We start from the raw sequence: 19,987 nt of genomic DNA on the forward strand, positions 1-19,987 counted from the left end.
GTGCGTCAGGCGGGCGTCAGCTCACCTGGAGGGTGACGTCGTCCACGACGAAGGAGGTCTGCAGTGACTGGTCCTCCACGCCGTTGAACTTCAGGGTGACGGTCTGGCCGGCGTACGCCGACAGGTCGTAGGACTTCTCCACGTAGCCGGACCTCGCGTCCAGGTTGGAGAAGGACGCCAGCGTCGTCCCGGCCACCGACACGGTGAACCGGTCGTAGACGACGCTAGTGCGCTCGTCCGTGTCGATGTGCAGGAAGAATCCGAGCCGGTACGAGGCGCAGCCCGAGGGGATGGCCAGCGACTGCGAGGCGCTGTCGGTGTGGGTGGAGCCGTAGCCGGCGAGCCAGGCCTTGTAGCTGCCGCTGTGCGGGGCCTGCCCGGACTGGTTGGTGATGACGCCCGTGGTCGCGCTCCACGGGCTGGAGCCGTTCTCGAAGCCGCCGTTGACGACGAGCTGGCGCGGGGTGCAGGAGCCGCCACCGGTGACGGTGAGGGTGTAGGTGGTGGTGTGGCTGACGGTGCCGGTACCGGTGACCGTCAGGGTGTAGGTGCCGGGCGCGGTGCTCGCGCCGACCTGCACGGACAGGGCGGAGGAGCTGCCGGACTGGACGGAGGACGGGCTCAGCGTCGCGGTCACGCCGGACGGCGCGCCGGAGACGGAGAGCGCGACGGTCTGCGCCGCACCGCTCACGGTCGCGGTGTCCACCGTCGCCGAGGTGGAACCGCCGGGCGCCGCGCTGCCCGCGGACGGGCTGACGCCGACGGAGAAGTCCTGCGCCGGCGTCTCACCGCCGACGGCCTGCTTCCACACGGCGTAGGCGACGCCGTCGGCGCTGCGGTTCAGCACGGTGGCGCTGACGTTGCCCGTGGTGTCGCAGGACCGGTGGTAGCAGGGGTCGTAAGCGGCGTTCGCGGTGCCGCCCCACTTGGCGGCCTGCGCTGAGGTCTTGCGCGCGCCGGCTCCGGCCGCGTAGCCGGAGGTGGGGATGCCGGCCTGCTGGAAGGAGTAGTCGTCGCTGCGGCCCTGGCCCTCGGTGTTCTCCTCCGGTGCCAGGTTCAGCGAGGTCCAGTACGCCTTGAGCGGCGCGGCGGTGGCGGAGTTGAGGTTGTTGATGAAGTAGCCGCCGTTGGTGGAGCCGACCATGTCGAAGTTGTAGTAGCTCTTGATGGCGGCCCGCTGGGCGCTGCTGAGCTGGTTGACGTAGTACTCGGAGCCGTTGAGGCCCTGCTCCTCGTCGGTCCACCAGGCGAAGCGCACGTGCTTGGTCATCGTCGGGTTCTTCTGGGCGAGGACGAGGGCGTTCTCCAGCAGGGTCGCGGAGCCCGTCCCGTTGTCGTTGATGCCGGGTCCGGCCGATACGCCGTCCAGGTGGGCGCCGAACATGACGGTCTGGTCGGCGGGGCCGCCCGGCCAGTCGGCGATCAGGTTGTTGGAGGGGTAGGTGCAGGAGGTGCAGTTCTGCTCGGTGACCGTGTACCCGGCGGCCTGCAGCTTGCCCTTCACATAGGCCAGCGACTGGGTGTAGCCGGCGCTGCCCGCACGGCGGTGGCCGCCGTTCTGGGTGGCGATGGTGTTGAACTGCGCCAGGTGGGCCTGCACGTTGGCGACGTCGATGTCCGGCGGGTCGTTGCCCGGCTGGGTGCCTCCGACGTTCAGCGTGTAGTCGACGGTGTGGGACAGCGCAGCGCCCTGGCCCTTGACGACGACGGTGGACGTGCCGGGGGCGGCGTTGGCGGTGGCGGTCAGGGTCAGCACGGAGGACTGGCCGGACTGCACGGTCGCCGGGTTGAAGGAGGCGCTGACCCCGGCCGGCAGGCCGGAGGCGGTCAGGGTCACCGGCTGGGCGGTGCCGGTGGTGACGGTCGTACCGATCGTGGTGGTGACCGTACCGCCCTGCTGGACGGTGCCCGAGGACGGGTTCAGCGCCATCGAGAAGTCGTTGTTCTGGCCGCTGGGGGTGCAGGTCGGGTCGGCGGACTGGGCGGGCACGCTGATGGCGTCCCAGGCGCCCTTGGTCCTGGTGAAGAGGTCACAGGTGGCGTCCAGCGACTTCGCCGCGTTCAGGGTCGCCGTCCGGTACTTCTTGTAGGACATGCTGCTGGTCTTGAGCAGCATGCCGCCGTAGAAGATCTTGCCGGCGTTCTGTACGCCCACACCGGTCAGGCTGGTCCCGTTGCAGGTGCTGCTGTCCGGCTTGCCGCCGCCAGGGCTGGTGCCCTCGGCGAGCAGGTAGAACCAGTGGTTCAGGGGGCCGGCGGCCGCGTGCACCTCCGTACCGGGTATCGCGGAGCTGTAGCAGGACGGGTCGTTGTCGATGGCCGACGGGTTGTACATGTTGCGGATCGGGCCCCGGCCCTGGAGGTTGATCACCTCGCCGACCGTGTAGTCCGGCGTGTCGTACGGGGCCGGTTCGTTGGCGAAGGCCTCGGTCAGCGCACCGAAGATGTCGCCGGTGGCCTCGCCGAGCCCGGCTTCCTGGCCGCTGGTGCCGCCGGGGGTGTTGGAGTCGATGGCGTGCCCGTACTCGTGGGCCACCACGTCGATGCCGGCGATCCACTCGCCCGCGCTGTTGCGGCCGATGGTGACCGAGCTGCCGTCCCAGTAGGCGTTGAGGTCGTTCAGGCCGACCTTGGCGGGGAAGCTGCGGCCGTTGCCGCTGACGCCGTTGCGGCCGAGCCACTGGGAGAGCATGTCCCACTGCTTCTGCGCGGCGAACATCAGGTCCACGCAGCCGGTCTCCCTGCTCGTGGGGTTGCCGGTGCCCCAGGAGTCGGAGGACTTCGTGAAGACCGTGCCGGTGCTGTAGTCGGCGCAGCTCAGACCGGTGCGGTTCGGGTCGCGCAGGGTGTAGGTGGAACCGGAGTTGGTGGTGTCGATGGTGATCGGCCCGGGGCCGTTCCACTTGCTGTCGCCGGTGCCCGCCACCACGTCGTCGTAGCTGTCGACGAAGGCACCGGTGCGCGCGTCGACGAAGACGTGCAGCTTGCTGGGCGCGGTCCTGGTACGGCCGCTCAGCACGGTCTCCCAGGCCAGCACCGGCTTGTCGTCCTTGAGCCGGACGACGAGCCGGCTGCTCTCCACCTTGTCGACCGCGGCCAGCTTCGCCCGCGAGGTGGCCTCGGCGTCCTTCGCGGACACGGAGGGCCGGGTGGCGACGTCGATGCGTACGGAGGAGGCGGACTGGAGGGCGCGGACCTTGCCGGCGCCGTCCGCGAGGACGACCGCGTCGCCGCCGACGACCGGCAGGCCGCGGTAGGTGCGCTCGTACGCCACCGAATAGAGGTCCTTCACCCAGGGGGTGAAGAGTCGTCGTTCGTACTGCTCCTGCGCGGAGTTGACCAGGGAGTCGAGACCGCTGTCGACGGCCCGGTCGGCGGCCGCGACCGCGCGTGCGGCGGGTGTGTCCTTCTGGGACGGTGCCGGCTGCGCCTGCTGCTGCGCTGCCGATGCCGTCCCGGCCAGGGCGCCGACGAGACTCGCGGTCAGCGCCATCGCTGCCACGGCCGCCGTCCATCTGGTGGGCTGCAACGTCCACTCCGATCGTGGGGGGTTCGGGGATGAGTGGGTGTTCGTTCGCGGCCGAGTATGAGCGTGGACATGACGAGAATGGGACATCTCGGCAGGCATAAGACCCGCGTTATGGTGCGGTCGCGGCGCCCTGCGTACGCTGCCCGGATGCAGCTGGAGTTGAGGCATCTGCAAGCCGTCCTCCGGATAGCGGAGGCGGGCAGCCTGGGGGGCGCGGCGCGGCGGCTGGGAGTCTCACAGCCGGCACTGTCCGCCCAGCTGAGGCGCATCGAACGGGTCACCGGAGGCGACCTGTTCGTACGGGGACGCGCCGGTGTGCAGCCCACGGCGCTGGGGCAGTTCGTGCTGGCGCGGGCACGGCGCGTACTGAGTGAGATGGACGCTCTGGGAGCGGAGGCGCGCGCCATCTCGACCGGCGGCCCGCTGCGGCTCGGCTGCATCCTGCTCGTACTGCTCGACGGCCTGCTGGCTCGGACCGACCTGTCGATGTCGGGCCGGGAGATCGCCGTGGACCTGGAGGACTCGGTCACCGCGCTGGCCCGCATGCTCGGTGCCGGACGCTACGACGCGATCGTCTACGGGGAGGTCAACGAGCACGTGGTGGCCCTGCCGGAAGGGGCCTTGGCCAGGACGCTGATCCCGAAGGAGCCCTTCGCGATCCGGCTGTCCGCGAGGCATCCACTGGCCGGCCGCGACCGGATCGACCTCGCCGACCTCGCGGGGGAGTCCTGGATGACCCCCGTGGAGGACGACGACGGAGGGCCCGAGGCGCTCGTCGCGGCCTGCGCCGAGGCCGGGTTCAGCCCGTCACTGCGCTACCGGATCACCGACCGCAAGATGCACCACGACCTGGTCGCGGCCGGCCGTGCGGTCTCGCTGTGCCAGCCGACGGCCCCGGCGGCCGAGGGCACGGTGACGCGCCCGCTCGTCGGCAGCCCCATCACCGGACGCATCCGCCTCGCCTGGAACCGCTCGGCGCTCTCGGCCGGGGAGGCGCGGCAGCTCTACGGTGCGGCGGCCCGCGCCTACCTGGCCGACGTCGACAACAACCGCTTCCACCGGGAGTGGTGGGACGCGCACCCGGAGGTGCACCCGGTCGTCGACTGACGCGCGGGGGTTCGAGTTCGGCCGTGTGCCAGCCGGTGCGAGCTCAGGCCCGCCGGTGGGCGGTCAGCAGCAGGTACTCCCACTCCATGACGCCGTCCACGGTGTGCTCGGCGGCGAGGGCGTCGAGAGCCGCGTCAAGGGCGGCGACCTTCTCCGGATCGTCGCCCACCGCGCGGTACACGGCGATCGTCGGCCCGTAGCAGGCCTTGAAGAACTCCCGGAAGTCCGGCGGGTTCTTGAAGAGGGTCACCGGGACGGTCTGGCGGCGGGCGACGACATCGGTGACCGCGTCGCCGAGCAGCTCGTGGACGTACTCCTCGCTGCCCCACAGCGGTGGCGGCTGCACCCCGGGCGGAGGCGGCGGCGCGTAGGGCTTCATCGTGGCGAACAGCCGGCCGACGAACCCCTCGGGGGTCCAGTTGACCAGCCCGACCGTCCCGCCGGCGCGGCAGACGCGGAGCATCTCGTCGGCGGCGGTGCGGTGGTGCGGGGCGAACATGATGCCGACGCAGGACATGACGACGTCGAACTCGCCGTCCGCGAACGGCAGTGCCTCGGCGTCCGCCACCTGCCACTCCAGCTTCGCGCCCTGTACGGCGGCCAGGTGCCGCCCGACCTCCAGCAGCTCGGGGGTCAGGTCGGTGGCCACGACGTCCGCGCCCGCCAGCGCCGCGGGGATGGCGGCGTTGCCGGAGCCCGCCGCGATGTCGAGGACGCGGTCGCCGATCTGGACCCCGCACTCCTTCACCAGCAGGGGCCCCAGCCGGGGAATGACGTGGGAGGCGACCGACGGGTAGTCGCCCAGTGCCCACATCGCCCGGTGCTTGGCCTTCAGGGTGCGGTCGGCCTGCTGCGCCTCGCTCGCATCGGTCATGACGGCGTCCTCCAGCGCTCGAAGCGGTCCTTCCCCGAGCCTAGGGACCTTCGGGCGGACCGGCCCGTCGGCGGGGCCACCCGGGTGGCGGGCCCGCGACGGCCCGGCCGGTCACGGCCGGCGGCCGCGGCTGTCAGTCGCGGCTGGTCAGTCGCGGCCGTCAGTCCTGCGGCCGTCAGTCGCGCGCCGCGAAGCCGCCGAAATCACGGGCGAAGCCTTCGCGGAAGCCGGGGCGTTCGAGGGCGTCCTCGAACGACCGGGCGGCACGGGCGAGCGCGGTCGAGTTCTCCTGGGCGGCGGCGAGTTCGGCGAGGTACGCGCGCAGGCTCAGTCCGCGGTCGGCGGCGAGCACGGCGAGCCGGTCGCGCACGTCGGTGTCGACCTCGACGGTGGTGGTGTCGGCCATCCTCCGAGTATGCGCGCCCGGCGCCCGCCCGGGGGCCCGTTCCACCTCGCCGGACAACCGCTACCCGGCCCAGCGCCCGGTGAGGAAGGTGACGGCCACCGTGGTGCACAGCGGCGCCGCCACGTACAGGTAGGCGCTGCGCACCCACGGGCGGCGCAGGCTCCAGCCCGCCAGGGCGATCCACAGCGGCCACCACAGCAGGGTGGAACGCGGTACGGAGGTGTACCAGTAGGACGTACCCAGGGCCCACAGGGTGAGGGCGATGTAGAGCGCTTCCGGCCAGCGGCGGCCGCGTACCAGCACGGCCAGGAGGACGACGCCGGCCACCATGGCCAGCAGCTCGGCCTGCGACATCAGGGCGTAGCCCGTGGGCTGGGTGTGCTCGAAAGCGGCTGTCCAGGTGTGGGCCCAGGCCTCCCACGGCAGATGGAAGTCCCGGTACCAGCCACGCTCTTGGGAGTGCTTCCAGGCCATCCAGTCCCCGGTCCACGAGTACAGGTACCAGCTGTGCAGCACCGGTGCGAGGGCCGGCAGGAACAGCCAGGGGGCGGACCGCCAGGTGGCGCGGGTCCGGGCGGTCAGGAGGAAGTGCAGGACGAGCGCGGCCGCGAGGAAGAGACCCGTGACGCGTACCGAGCAGGCCAGGCAGGCCAGGACCGAGGCGGCGGCCCAGTTCCGGCGCTGCGCCGCCAGCCAGGCGGGCAGGGCCAGTGCGAGGAAGAGCGACTCCGTGTAGCCGGCCGCGAGGAACACCGCGCAGGGTGAGACCAGCAGGAACGCCACCGCCCGCCGCCCCGCCTCCCGGTCGCCCAGGAGGCCGCGGGCGATACGGGCGAGAGCCAGGACGGCGACGCCTCCCGCGACGAAGGAGATGAGCGCTCCGGACGCGGCCCAGGAGGGGACGACCGTGTGCACGGCGCGCAGGGCGAGCGGGAAGCCGGGCAGGAAGGCCTCCCTGTTGTCCCAGCCGGCCGTCCAGGGCCCGGCGCCGTCGGGGAAGTAGCCCTCCTGCGCTATGCGGAGGTAGAACGACCAGTCCCATCGCTGCCAGGGCGCGAGCAGCGACACGGGCCGGCGGCTCTCACCGTCCGGGGGGAACAGCCGGCCTACGGCGGCAGCGGTGGCCCAGATGCCGACGCGGGTCACCAGGTAGAGCCACAGCACCTCCCGGTCCGCCCGACCGAACCACCGCGGGGCGGAGAGCGCGCGCCGGGGGCGGGGGACTACGGGACGGCCCGCGGTGGCGGGCCGCGAGCGGGGAGTCCCGGACGGCCGAGGCGGGGCGGATGTGGACATAAGGGATCTCCTGGGCCGTCTGAGGGCACGCGGAGCCACCGGCGGGGCAGGGCGGGCCGGTGTCCGGGCGGGGCGGGGCGCGGTGCGGTGGGAGGTGGGGCGGGGTGTGGGAGGCGGGGCTGGGCGGGGTCGGCGGATGGCCGCTACGGGGGCGGCTGCGTCGTGGCGGTGCGGGTGTCGCGGTGCGTCGACCCCTGGGGTGGACGGGCGTTCCTGGTCCGGGTGGGGTCGGGGTCACCCGTGACTTCCGCGGTCGCGGAGGGCGGCGGGTTCAGCGCGGTGGTGGTGCTCTGCGCGGAGGGAGGCGTGGAGGGGGGAGGAGACGGCGGAACGGAAGCCGGCAGGTCCGACGGGGCGACCGGAGAGGGGGTGGTCGCCGGGAGGGTCGGCCGGCCGGAGTCCTGCGGCAGGAACGCGGCCAGCGCCGCGCCGGTTCCGCCGAGGAACAGGCAGCAGGCCGCGGCGATACCGACGATCCGGCGCCGCCGGACCTGTTCCCCCCGGTGCTCGATGGCGGAGACGGGCGGGAGCGAGGCGGCGGACTGCCCGGCGGAGGCCGCGGCGCGGAAGGCCGACCGCAGGGGGTTGTGGGACTCAGGCATCGGGAGCCTCCTCGGTGCGCGGATCCTGCAGATGGCGTGAAAGGGCGGCGCGGCCGCGGGAGAGGTGCGTCTTGACGGTGCTCGCGGACAGCGAGGTCTCGGCGGAGATCTGTTCGACGGTCAGGTCGCACAGGTAGTGCAGCGCCATCGTGCGGCGCTGCTTCAGGGGGAGCTGCCGCAGGGCCTCGACGAGCGCCACGGCCTCGGGGCCGGGCCCCTCCACGTGCGGTGCGGGAGCGGTCCGCCGCCAGGCCTCGGCGCTGCGCCGCCGCACCCGCCAGCGGCTCACCGCGAGCCGCCACGCGACCGTACGGATCCACGCTTCCGGCCGGCCGTCGCGGTCCAGCTGGCGTCGGCGGCCCCAACCGCGGACGAAGGCCTCCTGCACCACGTCCTGTGCCTCGTGATGATCACCGAGCATCACGTACAGCTGTCCTGTGAGCCTTCCCGCCGCTTGTGCGTAGAACGCTTCGAACTCCTCGACGGTCAAAAATCGCTCCCGAATCCATGTGTCCCTCTCACCGGGCATACGCCCGGCGCACCGCATCCGGTCGACATCGGACGACCACAACTTCTGTGACTGCGGTCACATGCGGTGCGGCGGGCCCATCGTCGCGCCGGCCACCTCGGGGACAGCGGCGCCACGAGCGGCTGTCAGGGCGCGGCGGGCGGGCGGCCGGGCCGGGCGCCGCGGCGCAAGGCAGGCGACGCGGCGGGGCGGATCCGGCCCCCCGTCACCCGAAACGGCGGAAGGGCCCGGATCCACAAGGATCCGGGCCCTTCCGAGCAGTAGCGGGGACAGGATTTGAACCTGCGACCTCTGGGTTATGAGCCCAGCGAGCTACCGAGCTGCTCCACCCCGCGTCGGTGAACCCCACCCTACGGCATCCGGGCGAAGCCCTTCGACGGAATTTCCGGGCGGCGCCGCCCGGCAAGTCCGTACAAGGGCGAAATCCCGCCGCGCAGGCGTGATCATTCCCCCTGGTGACAGTGCGTGCAGGCGTGTACCTTCTCCGGTAGCTGTCGTGGTTCCAAGTGCCTTGCCCGCGCCATCCGGTGTGGGCAGTTTTGCTGTGTTGTGCCGTAGGACCAGGGCGATCACCTCCGTCCTTCACGCCGTGTGGAGGACTTACGTCAACGGGAAGGCATGAACATGGCTACGGGAACCGTGAAGTGGTTCAACTCCGAGAAGGGCTTCGGCTTCATCGCCCAGGACGGCGGCGGCCCGGACGTCTTCGCCCACTACTCGGCGATCAACGCCACGGGCTACCGTGAGCTCCAGGAGGGTCAGGCCGTGACCTTCGACATCACGCAGGGCCAGAAGGGCCCGCAGGCGGAGAACATCACCCCCGCCTGATCCCCGGCCGGCCCGGGCCGCGGCCCGGGCCCCGGAGAACCGTTTCCTCCCCCGGCGCGAACCGGGGGAGTGGACGACGCGGACGATCAGGGCCGCGCGGCACCCCCGCGCGGCCCTGCCCCGTACCCGGACCGCGGTCCACTGCCCGCCCGCGCAGCCCTCGGCATGAGGCATGATCGGGGGATGTCTGATCGCATCATTGCCGCCTGTGACGGAGCGGCGAAGGGAAATCCCGGGCCCGCCGGCTGGGGATGGGTCATCGCCGACGCCGAAGGCCGCCCGCAGCGCTGGGAGGCCGGCCCGCTGGGGCGGTCAACCAACAACGTCGGCGAGCTCACCGCGCTCCAGCGGCTGCTGGAGGCGCTGGAGCCCGGTACGTCCGCCGAGGTGCGGATGGACTCGCAGTACGCGATGAAGGCCGTCACCCAGTGGCTGCCCGGCTGGAAGCGCAACGGCTGGAAGACCGCCTCCGGCCAGCCCGTCGCCAACCGCGAACTCGTCGAAGCCATCGACCGGCTGCTCGCCGACCGCGACGTGACGTTCCGGTACGTGCCCGCGCACCGCGAGGACGGCGACCACCTGAACGCGATCGCCGACCAGGCCGCCAGCGACGCGGCCCTGCGGCAGGAGGCCGCGGGCACGGCCCTCGGGAACACGGACATGCCCGTCCCGGCGCCCGCCGCGCCCGCGCGGGCCAAGTCCGGTACGGCGAAGAAGCGGTCGGCGTCCACCGGTTCCGCGGCGGGCCGCGGCGGCCGGGCCATCAAGGCGAAGTTCCCCGGCAGCTGCCCCTGCGGCAAGCCGTACGCCGCCGGCGACATGATCGCCAAGCACGGCAGCCGCTGGGGCCACGAAAGCTGTGCGACCGCCGGCACGGCCTAGGTCCTGTCTGGAGTTCGGATCAGGAGTTCAGTAGATCGCCTGCGCGCGGAGGCTCGGTCTTGATAGACCGTCAGTCATGGCGCGAGGCGATCTCACCGACGAGCAGTGGGCCCTGATCGAGCCCCATCTGCCGATTGCCGCGGTTGGGCCCATCCCTGACCTGCGGAAGCACTTCAACGCGGTGATGTGGCGGTTCCGGACCGGTAGCCCCTGGCGTGACCTTCCGGGCGAGTTCGGGCCCTGGCAGAGCGCGTACGACCGCTTCCAGATCTGGGCGACGCAGGGCGTCTTCCAGCACCTCATGCAGGCAGTGATCGCCGAGGCCGCCACCCGCGGCCAGGCCGACTTGGGCCTGGTCAGCGTGGACTCGGCGACCGCCCGGGCCCACCATCACGCCGCCGGAATGGCCTTGGACCCCGAGCAGTTGGCAGCCTTGGAGATGGTCGTCGAGGTCGAAAAGGGGGCGAGGCGACTGGGCAAAGGCCGCAGGACGGACAGGTCGAGGATGAGGCGCGCATCGAGCGGCGACGGGCCCGTCGGCGACACAGGGCCCGCTTGAAAGCCGCCGAGCTGGGGCGTTCCCGAGGCGGGCTGACCAGCAAGATCCATGTGGCAGCCGACCGGCGCTGCCGCCCGCTTGCGTTCGTCCTCACGCCCGGGCAGGCCGGCGACAGCCCGCAGTTCGCCCCGGTCCTGGAGCGGGTCAAGGTACGCGGCCCGATCGGGCGTCCGCGGACCCGGCCGGACGCGGTGGCCGCGGACAAGGCGTACTCGTCCCGGCGCAACCGCCGCTACCTGCGACGACGCGGTATCCGAGCGGTGATCCCGGAGAAGGTCGACCAGGCCGCGAACCGCAAGAAGCGTGGCAGCGTCGGCGGTCGGCCGGTCTCGCACGACACGGCGCTCTACAAGGAGCGCAACACCGTGGAACGGTGCATCAACCGACTGCGGAACTGGCGCGGTATCGCTACCCGGTACGACAAGACCCCGAAGAGCTACGAGGCCGGACTGCACCTGTGCGGTGCGATGCTCTGGCTCCGCAGCATCGCACCACACTCATGATCCGGACTCCAGACAGGACCTAGTAGTGCGTTGTCGGCCGGACCTGTTGCTTCGGGTGGACGGTACGAGAGCGCGGGACCGGGGACCACACGCCGAACCACTGCTCGGCGCCGAACTCCTCGAACCGCTCCACCTCGGTGCACCCCAGCTTCTGCGCGACACGCACTGAGCGGTCGTTGGCCACCTGGGTGCAGAGCACCACCGGCTCGCCGGGAAACGCGTCGGCGAACCAGTCGAGTGCCGCCGAGCACGCCTCAAGAGCGTACCCACGTCCCCACACCTTGGGCAGGAACATGTAACCCAGCTCGGCCTCCCCGGCACCAGGACGGACGTGCCCCGGACACTCCGCGTCCCGTCGGTCGAGCGTGACGGTGCCGATCATCGCGCCGTCGCGCTCGACCACGAACACGCCAGGGCGCCGTCCGGGCACTTCAGGCACCTTCTCCGAACTACCGGGGCGTCCCATGGTCAGGTGACAGGACGATCCGTCCCGTGGAGAAGGGGCAGGTATGAGGCTGGAGAACTGCTCTGAACGGCGCGGGTGTTAGCTTCCTTCCCGTGTTGAAACACCAGGACGAGACCAGGGCGGCCTACGACGGGGTCGTCGAACTGTATGCGTCGATGTTCGCCAATCAGTTGGAGACGCAGCCGTTCGCGCGGAACATGATCGGCACCTTCGCCGAGCTCGTGCGTGGCACGGGGAACCTACGGGCAGCCGACGTCGGGTGCGGACCCGGCCACTTGACGGCCATGCTGCACGACTTGGGGTTGGACTCCTTCGGGCTTGACCTCTCCCCGGCTATGGTCGCCCACGCCCGGCGGGCCCATCCGGAGCTGCGGTTCGACGAAGCACGAATGGAGGCCCTGCCGGTCGAGGACGGCGCGCTCGGCGGAGTGCTGGCCCACTACTCGATGATCCATACCCCACCTGAAGAATTGCCCGCGCTGCTCGCTGAGCAGGTGCGTGTCCTGGCACCAGGGGGCCTGCTCCTGGCGTCCTTCTTCGGAACCGACGGGCCGGAGCCTGTCCGCTTCGACCACAAGGTGGCGCCTGCCTATAGCTGGCCAGCGGACCAGTTTGCCGAGTTGCTGACCGAGGCCGGACTCGTCACGGTGGCTCGGTTGCTCCACGACCCAGCGTCCGAGCGGGGCTTCCTCGACACCCACCTACTGGCCCGCCGCCCGTAGAAACTGGCCCGTGGCCGGGGACGGGGAGGCGTAGATCATCCGTGGCTGAAGCCCGTCCAAGCACCGCGCTCTGCGGCGATGTCCGCTGAGCACGCCGGGATAGCCATTCAGTCACGCAGGCCCCGGCGGGGTGGCCACCCCACTGGTACGAGCAGCGATCTCCCGGAAGGTAGGAATTCCCATGTCGACAGACTCCTGCTTCCGGGAGATCTGGGCGTCGAGTCGGGCAAGCTTCTCCTCGGCGTGGGCCAGGCTGCTCTGCAGCCCCTCGATCTCGCCGAGCCAGCCTTCCCTCTCGGCTTCCAAGATGCGCGTGAGGAGGTTGTCGCGGATTTCGACAAGCCGGGGACGCTCTGTCGCGTGGACGATCAGGACGGGGCATCGGACACAAGCGTGCTCGTGAGCACAGTCAGTTGACCCGATGAGGAACTCCGGGTCGGGTCTGACAGCATCCGCGCAGAGCAGCGCCAGCACCCCGACGAGAAGCGTTTCACGGCGCGATACTCGCCCTTCCGGGCGGGCCCAGGCTACGAAGGCATTCCTCCAACCCTGCGACGCAATGTGCTGGCCGTGGGCAGGGCTCCTCTGCCAGCGCTGTTGCCAGGTTTCGCCCGGAAGAGTCATCAGCCAGTCGAGCACGAGACGTGCCCCGAACATCCGATTCGCCTGGGCACTGGGCTCCACAGCTCGTAGCGGTGGGCGAGCCAGCCGCTCAAGGACCTCTTCACGGGTGACCGCGGTCGCTTCCCACGTGCTTGGTCTTTCCCGATGCGGGAATCGGCTCATCAGCTTGAGCTCTTCGGCGCCCACCATGCTGGTGACCCGCGGGACGAAGCTCGAGCCGACGTGCGTCGCAGTGTTCGTCATGGGGCGTCCCGGCCGAAGAGGATGGACAAGGAGTCGGGGTTGTAGGACGGCTCGTCAACAGCCACAGGGGTCTCCTCGCGTCGCTTCTCCTGACGGGCGTGGTGAGCAAGGCCGGCTCTGATGACGTCGTCCCTGGTCGGACGGTTGTAGATGTCCAGGGTCGACAGGTACTTGTGGCCGAGGATCTTCTGCACGCAGACCGGCGGCATGTTCGGGTCATCGAGCATGAGGAACGTCGCCGTGTGCCGCAGATCGTGAAGGGTCCAGTTGGCGCCCAGAAGATCGTTGGCGCGGTTGAACATCATGCGCGCCGCGTCGTATTCCAGCGGCCGCCATGGGCGCCGCAGCGTCCACCACAGCGGGTGGTGGCGGCCCCGAAGGACGCCCTTTTTCCAGGCGGACTCTTGGTAGAGCCGTAGCCAGACGAACGCATCCGGGGTTGCGGCCAGGTCCTGATAGTCGCGGGTGCCCTTGCGGATCACACTGACGGTTTGCTCGCCGACAACCGCGCCGCCCTGCTTGACCGTGAGCAGTTCCTCGGCGCGGGCGCCAGTGGCGACCCAGAAGGCCAGCAAGGCACGGTCACGATGAGAACGGAGCCCGGCGAAGACCTTGGTGTACATCTCGTCGGGAATCCGCCGCGGGACCCGCTGTGGAACGGTCGGCCGGTAGAGGCCCGTGCGTCGGTTGCGGTGCTTCTTCCCACCATCACGCTGTGTCCCGAGCTGGGACAAGCGGCGCCCACGGACCAACGGGAAGGGGTTCACCAGCAACGAACCGGTGCTTTCATCCAGATGGAAGTTGTAGAACTCCCGCAGCACCGTCTCGCAATGAGCCCGGGTTGCCGGCGAGTACTTGGTCCCGACCGTGGGCTTACCAGTCACCGGATTCGGCGTCCCCGGTGCCGGCCTGCCACTGCGAGGCGGCGGGACCTTGGAGAGAGCCTTGCCGCGATGGCGCCAATGGATGCGCTTCGGCTTGTCCGCCACCTTCATCCACAACATGAAGTCCCGGGCGTCTTCCCGGGTCGCACGGTCCCACTCGATCGCGAGCGCCCATAGGAACCGGAACCAGCGCAGCAGATCCATGCCGTACGAACGTGGCGTCAACGGCGAGCTGTTCCTGGCCCTCAGCTCCTTGAGGTAGAGCGCAGCGGACTCGACCGGCCTCCCGCGTCCATCCAGCACCCTGTACGGCTCCCAGGGATCTCCCGTCTTCAGCAACTGGCCTAACTCAGGCAGGACAAAGTTCTTCAGGTCCCTTCCGGACCGCTGCTCATCAAGCACCTCGGGAAGCTAGCAGATGCCTAGCCTGACCTGCGAAGACAGCTGAGTTGGTTCGGTTAACAGGCCCCACTCTCAAGCGCAGCACGTTGTCGGGGACCACCGAGGTACGTCCGCACCTCTGACGAGGCCAACAGGTCGATGAACACCGCACGGTCCCGGGCCTCGGACTCACGCAACACGAGCCGCTCGGTCCCCAACCGGACGGGAGGCCAGACAACGGGTCCAAGCTCACCCATGAGAGGCGACCTGCCGACTCGTTCGAAGCGGGTCCACCTGCCGGAGAGGTACGGCAGCCGGAGGGGTGTCTACGACCGGCTGCGGAGGTGGGCCGTGGACTGCACCGCCGAGGACGGATGCGTTCGTGATGTCGATGACCAGCTTCCGACCCAATGTCATGTAACCAGTTATAGTGGTTACATGGATTCCCCGGCAACCACAGGGCTGACGCTGTACTCCCACACCGGCGTCGCCTACCGGTTCGACCCCGGCGCGCTGTGCCTGGAACTGCTGACCACCGGCGGCCCCGGCCCCTACCGCCGGTACGAGGTCCTGCACGAGCCCGCCGACCTGGCCGCCTGGGCGGGCCGGTCGCGGCTGACCCCTACGCCCGCACTGGACATCTCCCAAGCGGAGGTGGCCGACGTGCGAGGGCTGCGCGACGCACTGTTCCGGGTGGTCATCGCCCACACGCGCGGCGAGCCTCACCCGCCCCGCGAACTGGAGGTCATCAACGAAGCGGCCGCCCGTCCGGCCATGGCCCCCGCCATCACGCCGACCGGAATGCGACAGTGGGCCGGAACCGCCACCGGCACGCACCTGGCGGCCACCGTCGCCCGGGACGCCGTCGATTTGCTGACCGGCCCCTTCGCGCACCGCATCCGCACCTGCGCCGCCGAGGACTGCCACCTCGTCTACGTCGACACCTCACGCCCCGGACGCCGCCGCTGGTGCTCCATGGAGCACTGCGGCAACCGCCACAAGGTCAGGGCGCTGCGCGCCCGCCACACCGAGGAAGGATGACCTTCATGCCCACAGGACTCACCAAGGACGCCGGCTGGCAGATCGGCGTGTCCCGCACCCTGCCCCATCCCGCGGCCATCGTCTGGGAGTTCATCAGCAGCCCCGAAGGCATTGCCCTCTGGCTCGGCCCCGGCGCGGTCCTCGCCCCGGAACGTGGCACCCCCTACCGGACGGCCGAAGGAGTGGCGGGCGAGGTGCGCGGCTACCGCTCCGCGGACCGCATCCGCGTCACACACGACAACACCACGGTCCAGGTCGCACTCACCCCCGCCGCCGACGGAGCCCGGACGATGCTCCGCTTCCACCAGGAGCACCTGGCAAACGCTGAAGAGCGCGAACGGCAACGGGCGCACTGGCAGCACGTCATGGACCAGGTCGCCACCGCCCTCGACCGGCAGTGACAACGGCGTGCGAGGCCTGAGCGGGCGATCCCGACAACGCGGCGGAGTGCCGTGCGCCCGGCACCGCGAGCCGGACGAGGCTTGCGCAACACGCCCTATGGGCGGATGACGCGGAGGTAGGCCACCTCGTACGACATCTCCGACACGTCGCGGTCGGGGGCGGGGTGGTAGCGGCCCGCGCAGACCGAGAGGTTGACGATGAGATACGCGCGCCAGCGGCGGCCCACCCCGCGCCGGTCGGCGAAGACCTGCTTGCCGTTGACCCACCACACGACCGAGCGGGAGCCGAACTCGACCTTGAGGTCCACCCAGCGGCCGGGGCCGACCGCGGCGTCGCGGTGGTAACGGTAGCCGCCCTTGACGTGGTTGGACAGTTCGAGGAGGTCGGGGTTGTCCGGGTGGTACTCGAAGACGTCGATCTCGTTCCCGCCGTCCAGCCAGGTCCAGATGGCGGGCCAGGCCCCGAGCTCCGAAGGCAGCCGGACGCGGGACTCCAGGACGTCCCCGGTCCGCACCATGAAGCCCTCCTCGCTGCCCTCGGTGGTCAGCAGGCCGGCGTTCCAGTTGCCGTCGGGGCGGCGTACGGCGCGGAAGGTGCCGCTGCGGCTGAAGGACGGGTCCTGCACGAGGTGGTCGAGCTTGTTGTCGCCCGGGTTGGTGGGACCGCCGTTCGGATAGGCCCAGGAACGGCCGGCGACCCACTGGCGGGTCGAGCCGAAGTTCGCAGTGAAGACCGGGGTCCGGGCGGCGCCCACCGGGCCGGTGCCCTCACCTTCGGAAGCGGAGCGGGATGCCGAGGCGGACGTCGAGGCGGACGCCGAGGCGGATGTCGAGGTGGATGTCGAGGTGGAGGTGGAGCGTCCGAGGAGCCGTCGGATCCGGTCGAGAACCTGAGTGAGCACATCGCTCCTTCCCGAGCACACGAGCTCTGGAAGCATGCCCGCCTTCGACGCGTTGCATACCGGTCCGCCGGTTTGTTTTTATGCGCCCCCGCAGGTAACGGTGCCGGTTGCGCACCTCAACAGCAGTTGTGCATAACCCAGTTGCGGGCGTCCCCAGCGGGGTAGCATCCGTGCCGTGGGGGGAAAAGTGACACGACGTGATGTCGCGCTGCGCGCCTGCGGCTGCGCGGCGGCAGGCTTGTTCTTCACGGCCATGGTCGGGTGCACCGCCGAGCGGGGGGCCGAAGGCGGGGCGGGCGGGAGCCATACCCCCGCCGCCTCACCGGCACTGCCCGTCTCATCCGCAGCACCCCCCTCGCCCACATCCACCGCCCCACCCGCACCCGGGGCCACGGCCGTCTCCCTCGTACCGGATCTGGACGAGTCCAAGCAGCCGAAAACCGCCGCCGAGGCCCAGGCGCTGCTCGACCGGATCGTCATCACCGAGGACGCCTTCGGCCCGGACGTCGTGCGCCGCACCCCTTTCGAGAGCAGCCCCGGCCGCTGGCCCGTCCTCGACGAGCGGTGCGTGTGGCAGACCACCGGCCTGCCGCCGGACGTACTCGCCACCAACACCCGCTACTTCCAGATCCCGGCAGGCAACGGCCACGGCCGCGTCCAGATCAACGCCACGGTCACCGTCCACCACAACCGCGCCGAATCGGGCTGGGAGACCGCCCGCGCCATGGAGGAGGTCGTGCGCTGCCCCGACCAGAAGCTGCGCGAGGGCGAGGAACTCAAGGGGCTGCTGGGCACCGTGAACCACCAGGGCGAACAGCTGAACAACTGGAGCGAGGACGCCTTCAGCGAGTTCGGCACGTACGTCGGCCCCCAGGGCGGCGAACCCCAGAGCTACTTCTGGTACCAGGCGCAGTTCGGCCCCGTCACCGTGGCCATCGCCGGCAAGGGCGCCGAGGGCTTCAAGCAGGAGACCCTCAGCCAGCTCGTCGTCCAGGGCAACAGCCGCATGCTCGCACAGGCCAAGCAGGTCCTCGGAAAGGCGGCCGGCTGATGGAGGCGCTGCACCCCTCGGACCCGTCCCGGATCGGCGGCCACCGCCTCCTCGGAAGGCTCGGCGCAGGCGGCATGGGCGTCGTCTACCTCGGCCGCACCGACGACGGCGCGCTCGCCGCCGTCAAGGTGATCCGCGCCGAGTACGCCGAAGAGGCCGACTTCCGGGCCCGCTTCCGCCGCGAGGCCGAGATCGCCGCCGAGGTCGACACGCCGTGGGCCGTACGGATCACCGGCGCCGACCCCGACGCCCGCGAACCATGGCTGGCCACCGCCTTCGTCGCCGGCCCCTCCCTGGCCGAGGCCGTCTCCGCCCACGGTCCGCTCCCGCTGCGGGCCGTCCGGATCCTCGGCAAGGCCCTGGCCAAAGCCCTTCAGGTGATGCACGCGCAGGGCCTCGTCCACCGCGACGTCAAACCCGGCAACGTACTCCTCGGCATGGACCGGCCCCGGCTCATCGACTTCGGCATCGCCCGCGGCGGCGAGCACACCGCCCTCACCTCCGCCGACGCCGTCCTCGGCACCCCCGGCTTCATCCCGCCCGAGCAGGCCGAGGGCCGCCCCGCCGAACCGGCCGGCGACGTCTTCGCCCTCGGCTGCCTCCTCGCGTACGCCGCGACCGGCCGGCTGCCCTTCGGCGCCGGCACCGTGGAGGCCGTGCTCTACCGCACCGTCCACGACGAGCCCGACCTCGGACCGGAACTCCTCGCCGACCCCGAACTCACCGCCCTGCTGCGGACCTGCCTCGCCAAGCACCCCGACACCCGCCCCACCGCGGCCGCACTCGACGACGCCCTCATCGAGGACACCCCGGGCGAGGGCACCGACTGGCTGCCCGACCCGGTCGTCGCCACCATCGCGGAACGGGCCGCCGCCCTGCTCGCCCTGCCCGGCATCGAGGAGACCGTCGCCGACCCCGGGGCCGCCCCCGCACCCGCCAGCGCCTCTGCGCCGTCGCGCCGGCGGTTCCTCGGCTACGCCGCCGGCGCCGTGCTCGCGGTCGGCGGCGGCACCGCCACCTGGCTGGCCCTGCGCGCGGACGACGACCCCCGACGCACACCGGCGGACGCTCCCCGGCCGTGGGTGATCGGCGTACAGGCCGACCTGTCCGGCCCGCAGAAGCCCGCCGGGCTCGCACAGGAGCGGGGCGTGCGCCTCGCCGTGGAATCCTTCAACTCCCGCAAGGACAAGCCCTTCACGCTCACCGTCGCCACCGCGGACGACGCGGGCGCCGCCGACCGCGCCCCGGCCGCCGCCACCAGCCTCATCTCCAACCCGGACGTGCTCGCCGTGATCGGCCCGACCGGCAACGCCGCGGTCACCCCCTGCCTGGAGCTGTACGGAGAGGCGGCCCTGCCCCTGCTCACCGTCTCGGCCCTGGCGAGCGCCTTCGGCGTCGCCGACCGCCGCAGCTTCTTCCAGGTCAGCCCCATCTCCTTCATCCAGGGCTCGGCCCTCAACCAGGCGCTGGCCCGCCGCCGGGGAGTGAACAGGCTCGGCGTCCTGTGCGACCGGGACGGCGACGGGGAGGGCTGGCAGGCGATCCTGCACGCGAGCCGCACCATCGCCGCCTACGTTCCCGGAGCCACCGTCTACCCGCGCGTCGTCCCGCGCGGCACCCAGGACCTGTCCCCGGTCGTCAACGACATGCTCGCGCACGGCGTCGACGCCTTCTTCTACTCCGGCACCCCCCGGGGTGCGGCCAGGACCGCCGTCCTGCTCGCCGCCGCCGGCTATCACGGGCACCGGGCCGCCGACTACACCTCCATGGGCCCCGATTTCCTCGCCGCGGCGGGCCCGGCCGCCGAGGGCTGGCAGTTCGTCGCCCCGTACACCGGCCCCGAAGCCCCCCAGACCGCCGAGGTGGCCCGCGCGCACCAGGCCGCCTACGGCACCGCGCCCGACGTGTGGACGGCCGAGGCCTACGACGCCGCCAACCTCGTCGCCGACCGGCTCGTCACGGCCGCCCGCGGCGGCGGCCGGCCGGCCCGCGCCGAACTGCTGACCGCCCTCGCGCAGGGCACCTTCCGAGGCCTGACCAAGGAGTACGCCTTCGGGGAGGAGCGGACGGTGAAGGGCAACACCTTCTTCCTCCACCGGGTGGAGGGCGGCCGGATCCGCTACGTGGGCCCGGCCGCCGAAGCCCCGCCGGGGTAGC

Annotated in this window: 18 protein-coding genes, 1 tRNA gene and 2 pseudogenes; 9 read left to right on the forward strand and 12 right to left on the reverse strand. The window is 71.2% G+C overall.

Going from position 1 to position 19,987, the window contains the following annotated elements; genetic code table 11:
• Positions 1-16: 16 nt before the first annotated feature.
• Entirely contained in the window at positions 17-3,493 is a 3,477-nt protein-coding gene (locus tag BSL84_RS32645; RefSeq protein WP_075971826.1) for a M28 family peptidase, read from the reverse strand.
• Positions 3,494-3,676: 183 nt separating this feature from the next.
• Between BSL84_RS32645 and BSL84_RS32650 the strand changes: the two genes are divergently transcribed.
• On the forward strand, positions 3,677-4,636 hold the full coding sequence (locus BSL84_RS32650) for a LysR family transcriptional regulator (protein WP_075971827.1): 960 nt from the start codon (positions 3,677-3,679) through the stop codon (positions 4,634-4,636).
• Positions 4,637-4,679: 43 nt separating this feature from the next.
• On the opposite strand, the gene BSL84_RS32655 is transcribed toward BSL84_RS32650, so the two are convergent.
• From BSL84_RS32655 to BSL84_RS32680, 6 genes are all read right to left on the reverse strand, one after another.
• Positions 4,680-5,510 carry a class I SAM-dependent methyltransferase gene (locus BSL84_RS32655; RefSeq protein WP_030026143.1) on the reverse strand — a complete coding sequence of 277 codons (831 nt, stop codon included), beginning with the start codon at positions 5,508-5,510 and terminating at the stop codon, positions 4,680-4,682.
• A 175-nt stretch (positions 5,511-5,685) separates the two neighbouring features.
• Positions 5,686-5,916, reverse strand: coding sequence for a hypothetical protein (locus BSL84_RS32660; RefSeq protein ID WP_030031658.1), 231 nt, complete (start codon positions 5,914-5,916; stop codon positions 5,686-5,688).
• Positions 5,917-5,976: 60 nt separating this feature from the next.
• Complete coding sequence (locus BSL84_RS32665) at positions 5,977-7,212, reverse strand: mannosyltransferase family protein (protein WP_075971828.1); 1,236 nt, start codon at positions 7,210-7,212, stop codon at positions 5,977-5,979.
• A gap of 143 nt (positions 7,213-7,355) precedes the next feature.
• The gene (locus tag BSL84_RS32670; RefSeq protein WP_075971829.1) at positions 7,356-7,814 is read right to left on the reverse strand and encodes a hypothetical protein; all 459 of its coding nucleotides are present in this window, start codon (positions 7,812-7,814) and stop codon (positions 7,356-7,358) included.
• Positions 7,807-8,304: a SigE family RNA polymerase sigma factor gene (locus BSL84_RS32675; RefSeq protein WP_030031655.1), complete on the reverse strand. Its 498-nt coding sequence runs from the start codon at positions 8,302-8,304 to the stop codon at positions 7,807-7,809. The genes BSL84_RS32670 and BSL84_RS32675 overlap by 8 nt, the downstream gene beginning before the upstream one ends.
• Before the next feature lie 300 nt (positions 8,305-8,604).
• Positions 8,605-8,678, reverse strand: a tRNA-Met gene (locus BSL84_RS32680).
• A 289-nt stretch (positions 8,679-8,967) separates the two neighbouring features.
• Here BSL84_RS32680 and BSL84_RS32685 point away from each other — a divergent pair.
• The 3 genes from BSL84_RS32685 (at position 8,968) to BSL84_RS35070 (ending at position 11,115) form a co-directional block, all read left to right on the forward strand.
• Positions 8,968-9,171 (forward strand): cold-shock protein, encoded by a 204-nt coding sequence (locus BSL84_RS32685; RefSeq protein WP_030036890.1) that lies wholly within the window; start codon positions 8,968-8,970, stop codon positions 9,169-9,171.
• A gap of 183 nt (positions 9,172-9,354) precedes the next feature.
• Positions 9,355-10,053, forward strand: coding sequence for a ribonuclease H family protein (locus BSL84_RS32690; protein ID WP_075971830.1), 699 nt, complete (start codon positions 9,355-9,357; stop codon positions 10,051-10,053).
• A 76-nt stretch (positions 10,054-10,129) separates the two neighbouring features.
• Positions 10,130-11,115 (forward strand): IS5 family transposase gene (locus tag BSL84_RS35070; protein ID WP_420711141.1). Its coding sequence is split into 2 segments (ribosomal slippage): positions 10,130-10,531 and positions 10,534-11,115, totalling 984 coding nucleotides; the frame shifts between segments, so codons are not numbered across the junction.
• A gap of 19 nt (positions 11,116-11,134) precedes the next feature.
• On the opposite strand, the pseudogene BSL84_RS32705 reads toward BSL84_RS35070, so the two are convergent.
• Positions 11,135-11,554: pseudogene (locus BSL84_RS32705) on the reverse strand (GNAT family N-acetyltransferase); the annotation flags it as partial.
• 119 nt (positions 11,555-11,673) lie between these two features.
• On the opposite strand from BSL84_RS32705, the gene BSL84_RS32710 reads away from it, so the two are divergent.
• Complete coding sequence (locus BSL84_RS32710; RefSeq protein WP_029394286.1) at positions 11,674-12,303, forward strand: class I SAM-dependent methyltransferase; 630 nt, start codon at positions 11,674-11,676, stop codon at positions 12,301-12,303.
• 111 nt (positions 12,304-12,414) lie between these two features.
• Here the strand turns inward: BSL84_RS32710 and BSL84_RS37300 are convergent, their stop codons facing one another.
• The 3 genes and pseudogenes from BSL84_RS37300 to BSL84_RS37305 form a co-directional block, all read right to left on the reverse strand.
• On the reverse strand, positions 12,415-13,170 hold the full coding sequence (locus tag BSL84_RS37300; protein ID WP_234363593.1) for a hypothetical protein: 756 nt from the start codon (positions 13,168-13,170) through the stop codon (positions 12,415-12,417).
• Positions 13,167-14,456: a tyrosine-type recombinase/integrase gene (locus tag BSL84_RS32720; protein ID WP_075971832.1), complete on the reverse strand. Its 1,290-nt coding sequence runs from the start codon at positions 14,454-14,456 to the stop codon at positions 13,167-13,169. Before BSL84_RS32720 ends, BSL84_RS37300 begins: the two co-directional genes overlap by 4 nt.
• A 71-nt stretch (positions 14,457-14,527) precedes the next feature.
• Positions 14,528-14,692, reverse strand: a pseudogene (locus BSL84_RS37305) (GNAT family N-acetyltransferase); the annotation flags it as partial.
• A 181-nt stretch (positions 14,693-14,873) separates the two neighbouring features.
• Between BSL84_RS37305 and BSL84_RS32730 the strand changes: the two are divergent.
• Positions 14,874-15,476: a CGNR zinc finger domain-containing protein gene (locus BSL84_RS32730; protein ID WP_075971833.1), complete on the forward strand. Its 603-nt coding sequence runs from the start codon at positions 14,874-14,876 to the stop codon at positions 15,474-15,476.
• A gap of 5 nt (positions 15,477-15,481) precedes the next feature.
• Positions 15,482-15,877, forward strand: coding sequence for an SRPBCC family protein (locus BSL84_RS32735; protein ID WP_045321388.1), 396 nt, complete (start codon positions 15,482-15,484; stop codon positions 15,875-15,877).
• Positions 15,878-15,972: 95 nt separating this feature from the next.
• On the opposite strand, the gene BSL84_RS32740 is transcribed toward BSL84_RS32735, so the two are convergent.
• Positions 15,973-16,632 carry a family 16 glycosylhydrolase gene (locus tag BSL84_RS32740; RefSeq protein WP_075971834.1) on the reverse strand — a complete coding sequence of 220 codons (660 nt, stop codon included), beginning with the start codon at positions 16,630-16,632 and terminating at the stop codon, positions 15,973-15,975.
• A gap of 334 nt (positions 16,633-16,966) precedes the next feature.
• Between BSL84_RS32740 and BSL84_RS32745 the strand changes: the two genes are divergently transcribed.
• On the forward strand, positions 16,967-17,830 hold the full coding sequence (locus BSL84_RS32745; protein WP_159393604.1) for a hypothetical protein: 864 nt from the start codon (positions 16,967-16,969) through the stop codon (positions 17,828-17,830).
• Positions 17,830-19,986: a bifunctional serine/threonine-protein kinase/ABC transporter substrate-binding protein gene (locus BSL84_RS32750; protein WP_075971835.1), complete on the forward strand. Its 2,157-nt coding sequence runs from the start codon at positions 17,830-17,832 to the stop codon at positions 19,984-19,986. The genes BSL84_RS32745 and BSL84_RS32750 overlap by 1 nt, the downstream gene beginning before the upstream one ends.
• Position 19,987: the final 1 nt, after the last annotated feature.

The sequence above is a fragment of the Streptomyces sp. TN58 genome, assembly GCF_001941845.1.
Classification (GTDB): domain Bacteria; phylum Actinomycetota; class Actinomycetes; order Streptomycetales; family Streptomycetaceae; genus Streptomyces.

Bases quoted from the DNA above. Each gene is read 5' to 3' on its own strand.
- BSL84_RS32645 (WP_075971826.1), bottom strand. From the start codon at position 3,493: ATGGCGCTGACCGCGAGTCTCGTCGGCGCCCTGGCCGGGACGGCATCG.
- BSL84_RS32650 (WP_075971827.1), top strand. From the start codon at position 3,677: ATGCAGCTGGAGTTGAGGCATCTGCAAGCCGTCCTCCGGATAGCGGAG.
- BSL84_RS32655 (WP_030026143.1), bottom strand. From the start codon at position 5,510: ATGACCGATGCGAGCGAGGCGCAGCAGGCCGACCGCACCCTGAAGGCC.
- BSL84_RS32660 (WP_030031658.1), bottom strand. From the start codon at position 5,916: ATGGCCGACACCACCACCGTCGAGGTCGACACCGACGTGCGCGACCGG.
- BSL84_RS32665 (WP_075971828.1), bottom strand. From the start codon at position 7,212: ATGTCCACATCCGCCCCGCCTCGGCCGTCCGGGACTCCCCGCTCGCGG.
- BSL84_RS32670 (WP_075971829.1), bottom strand. From the start codon at position 7,814: ATGCCTGAGTCCCACAACCCCCTGCGGTCGGCCTTCCGCGCCGCGGCC.
- BSL84_RS32685 (WP_030036890.1), top strand. From the start codon at position 8,968: ATGGCTACGGGAACCGTGAAGTGGTTCAACTCCGAGAAGGGCTTCGGC.
- BSL84_RS32690 (WP_075971830.1), top strand. From the start codon at position 9,355: ATGTCTGATCGCATCATTGCCGCCTGTGACGGAGCGGCGAAGGGAAAT.
- BSL84_RS37300 (WP_234363593.1), bottom strand. From the start codon at position 13,170: ATGACGAACACTGCGACGCACGTCGGCTCGAGCTTCGTCCCGCGGGTC.
- BSL84_RS32730 (WP_075971833.1), top strand. From the start codon at position 14,874: ATGGATTCCCCGGCAACCACAGGGCTGACGCTGTACTCCCACACCGGC.
- BSL84_RS32735 (WP_045321388.1), top strand. From the start codon at position 15,482: ATGCCCACAGGACTCACCAAGGACGCCGGCTGGCAGATCGGCGTGTCC.
- BSL84_RS32750 (WP_075971835.1), top strand. From the start codon at position 17,830: ATGGAGGCGCTGCACCCCTCGGACCCGTCCCGGATCGGCGGCCACCGC.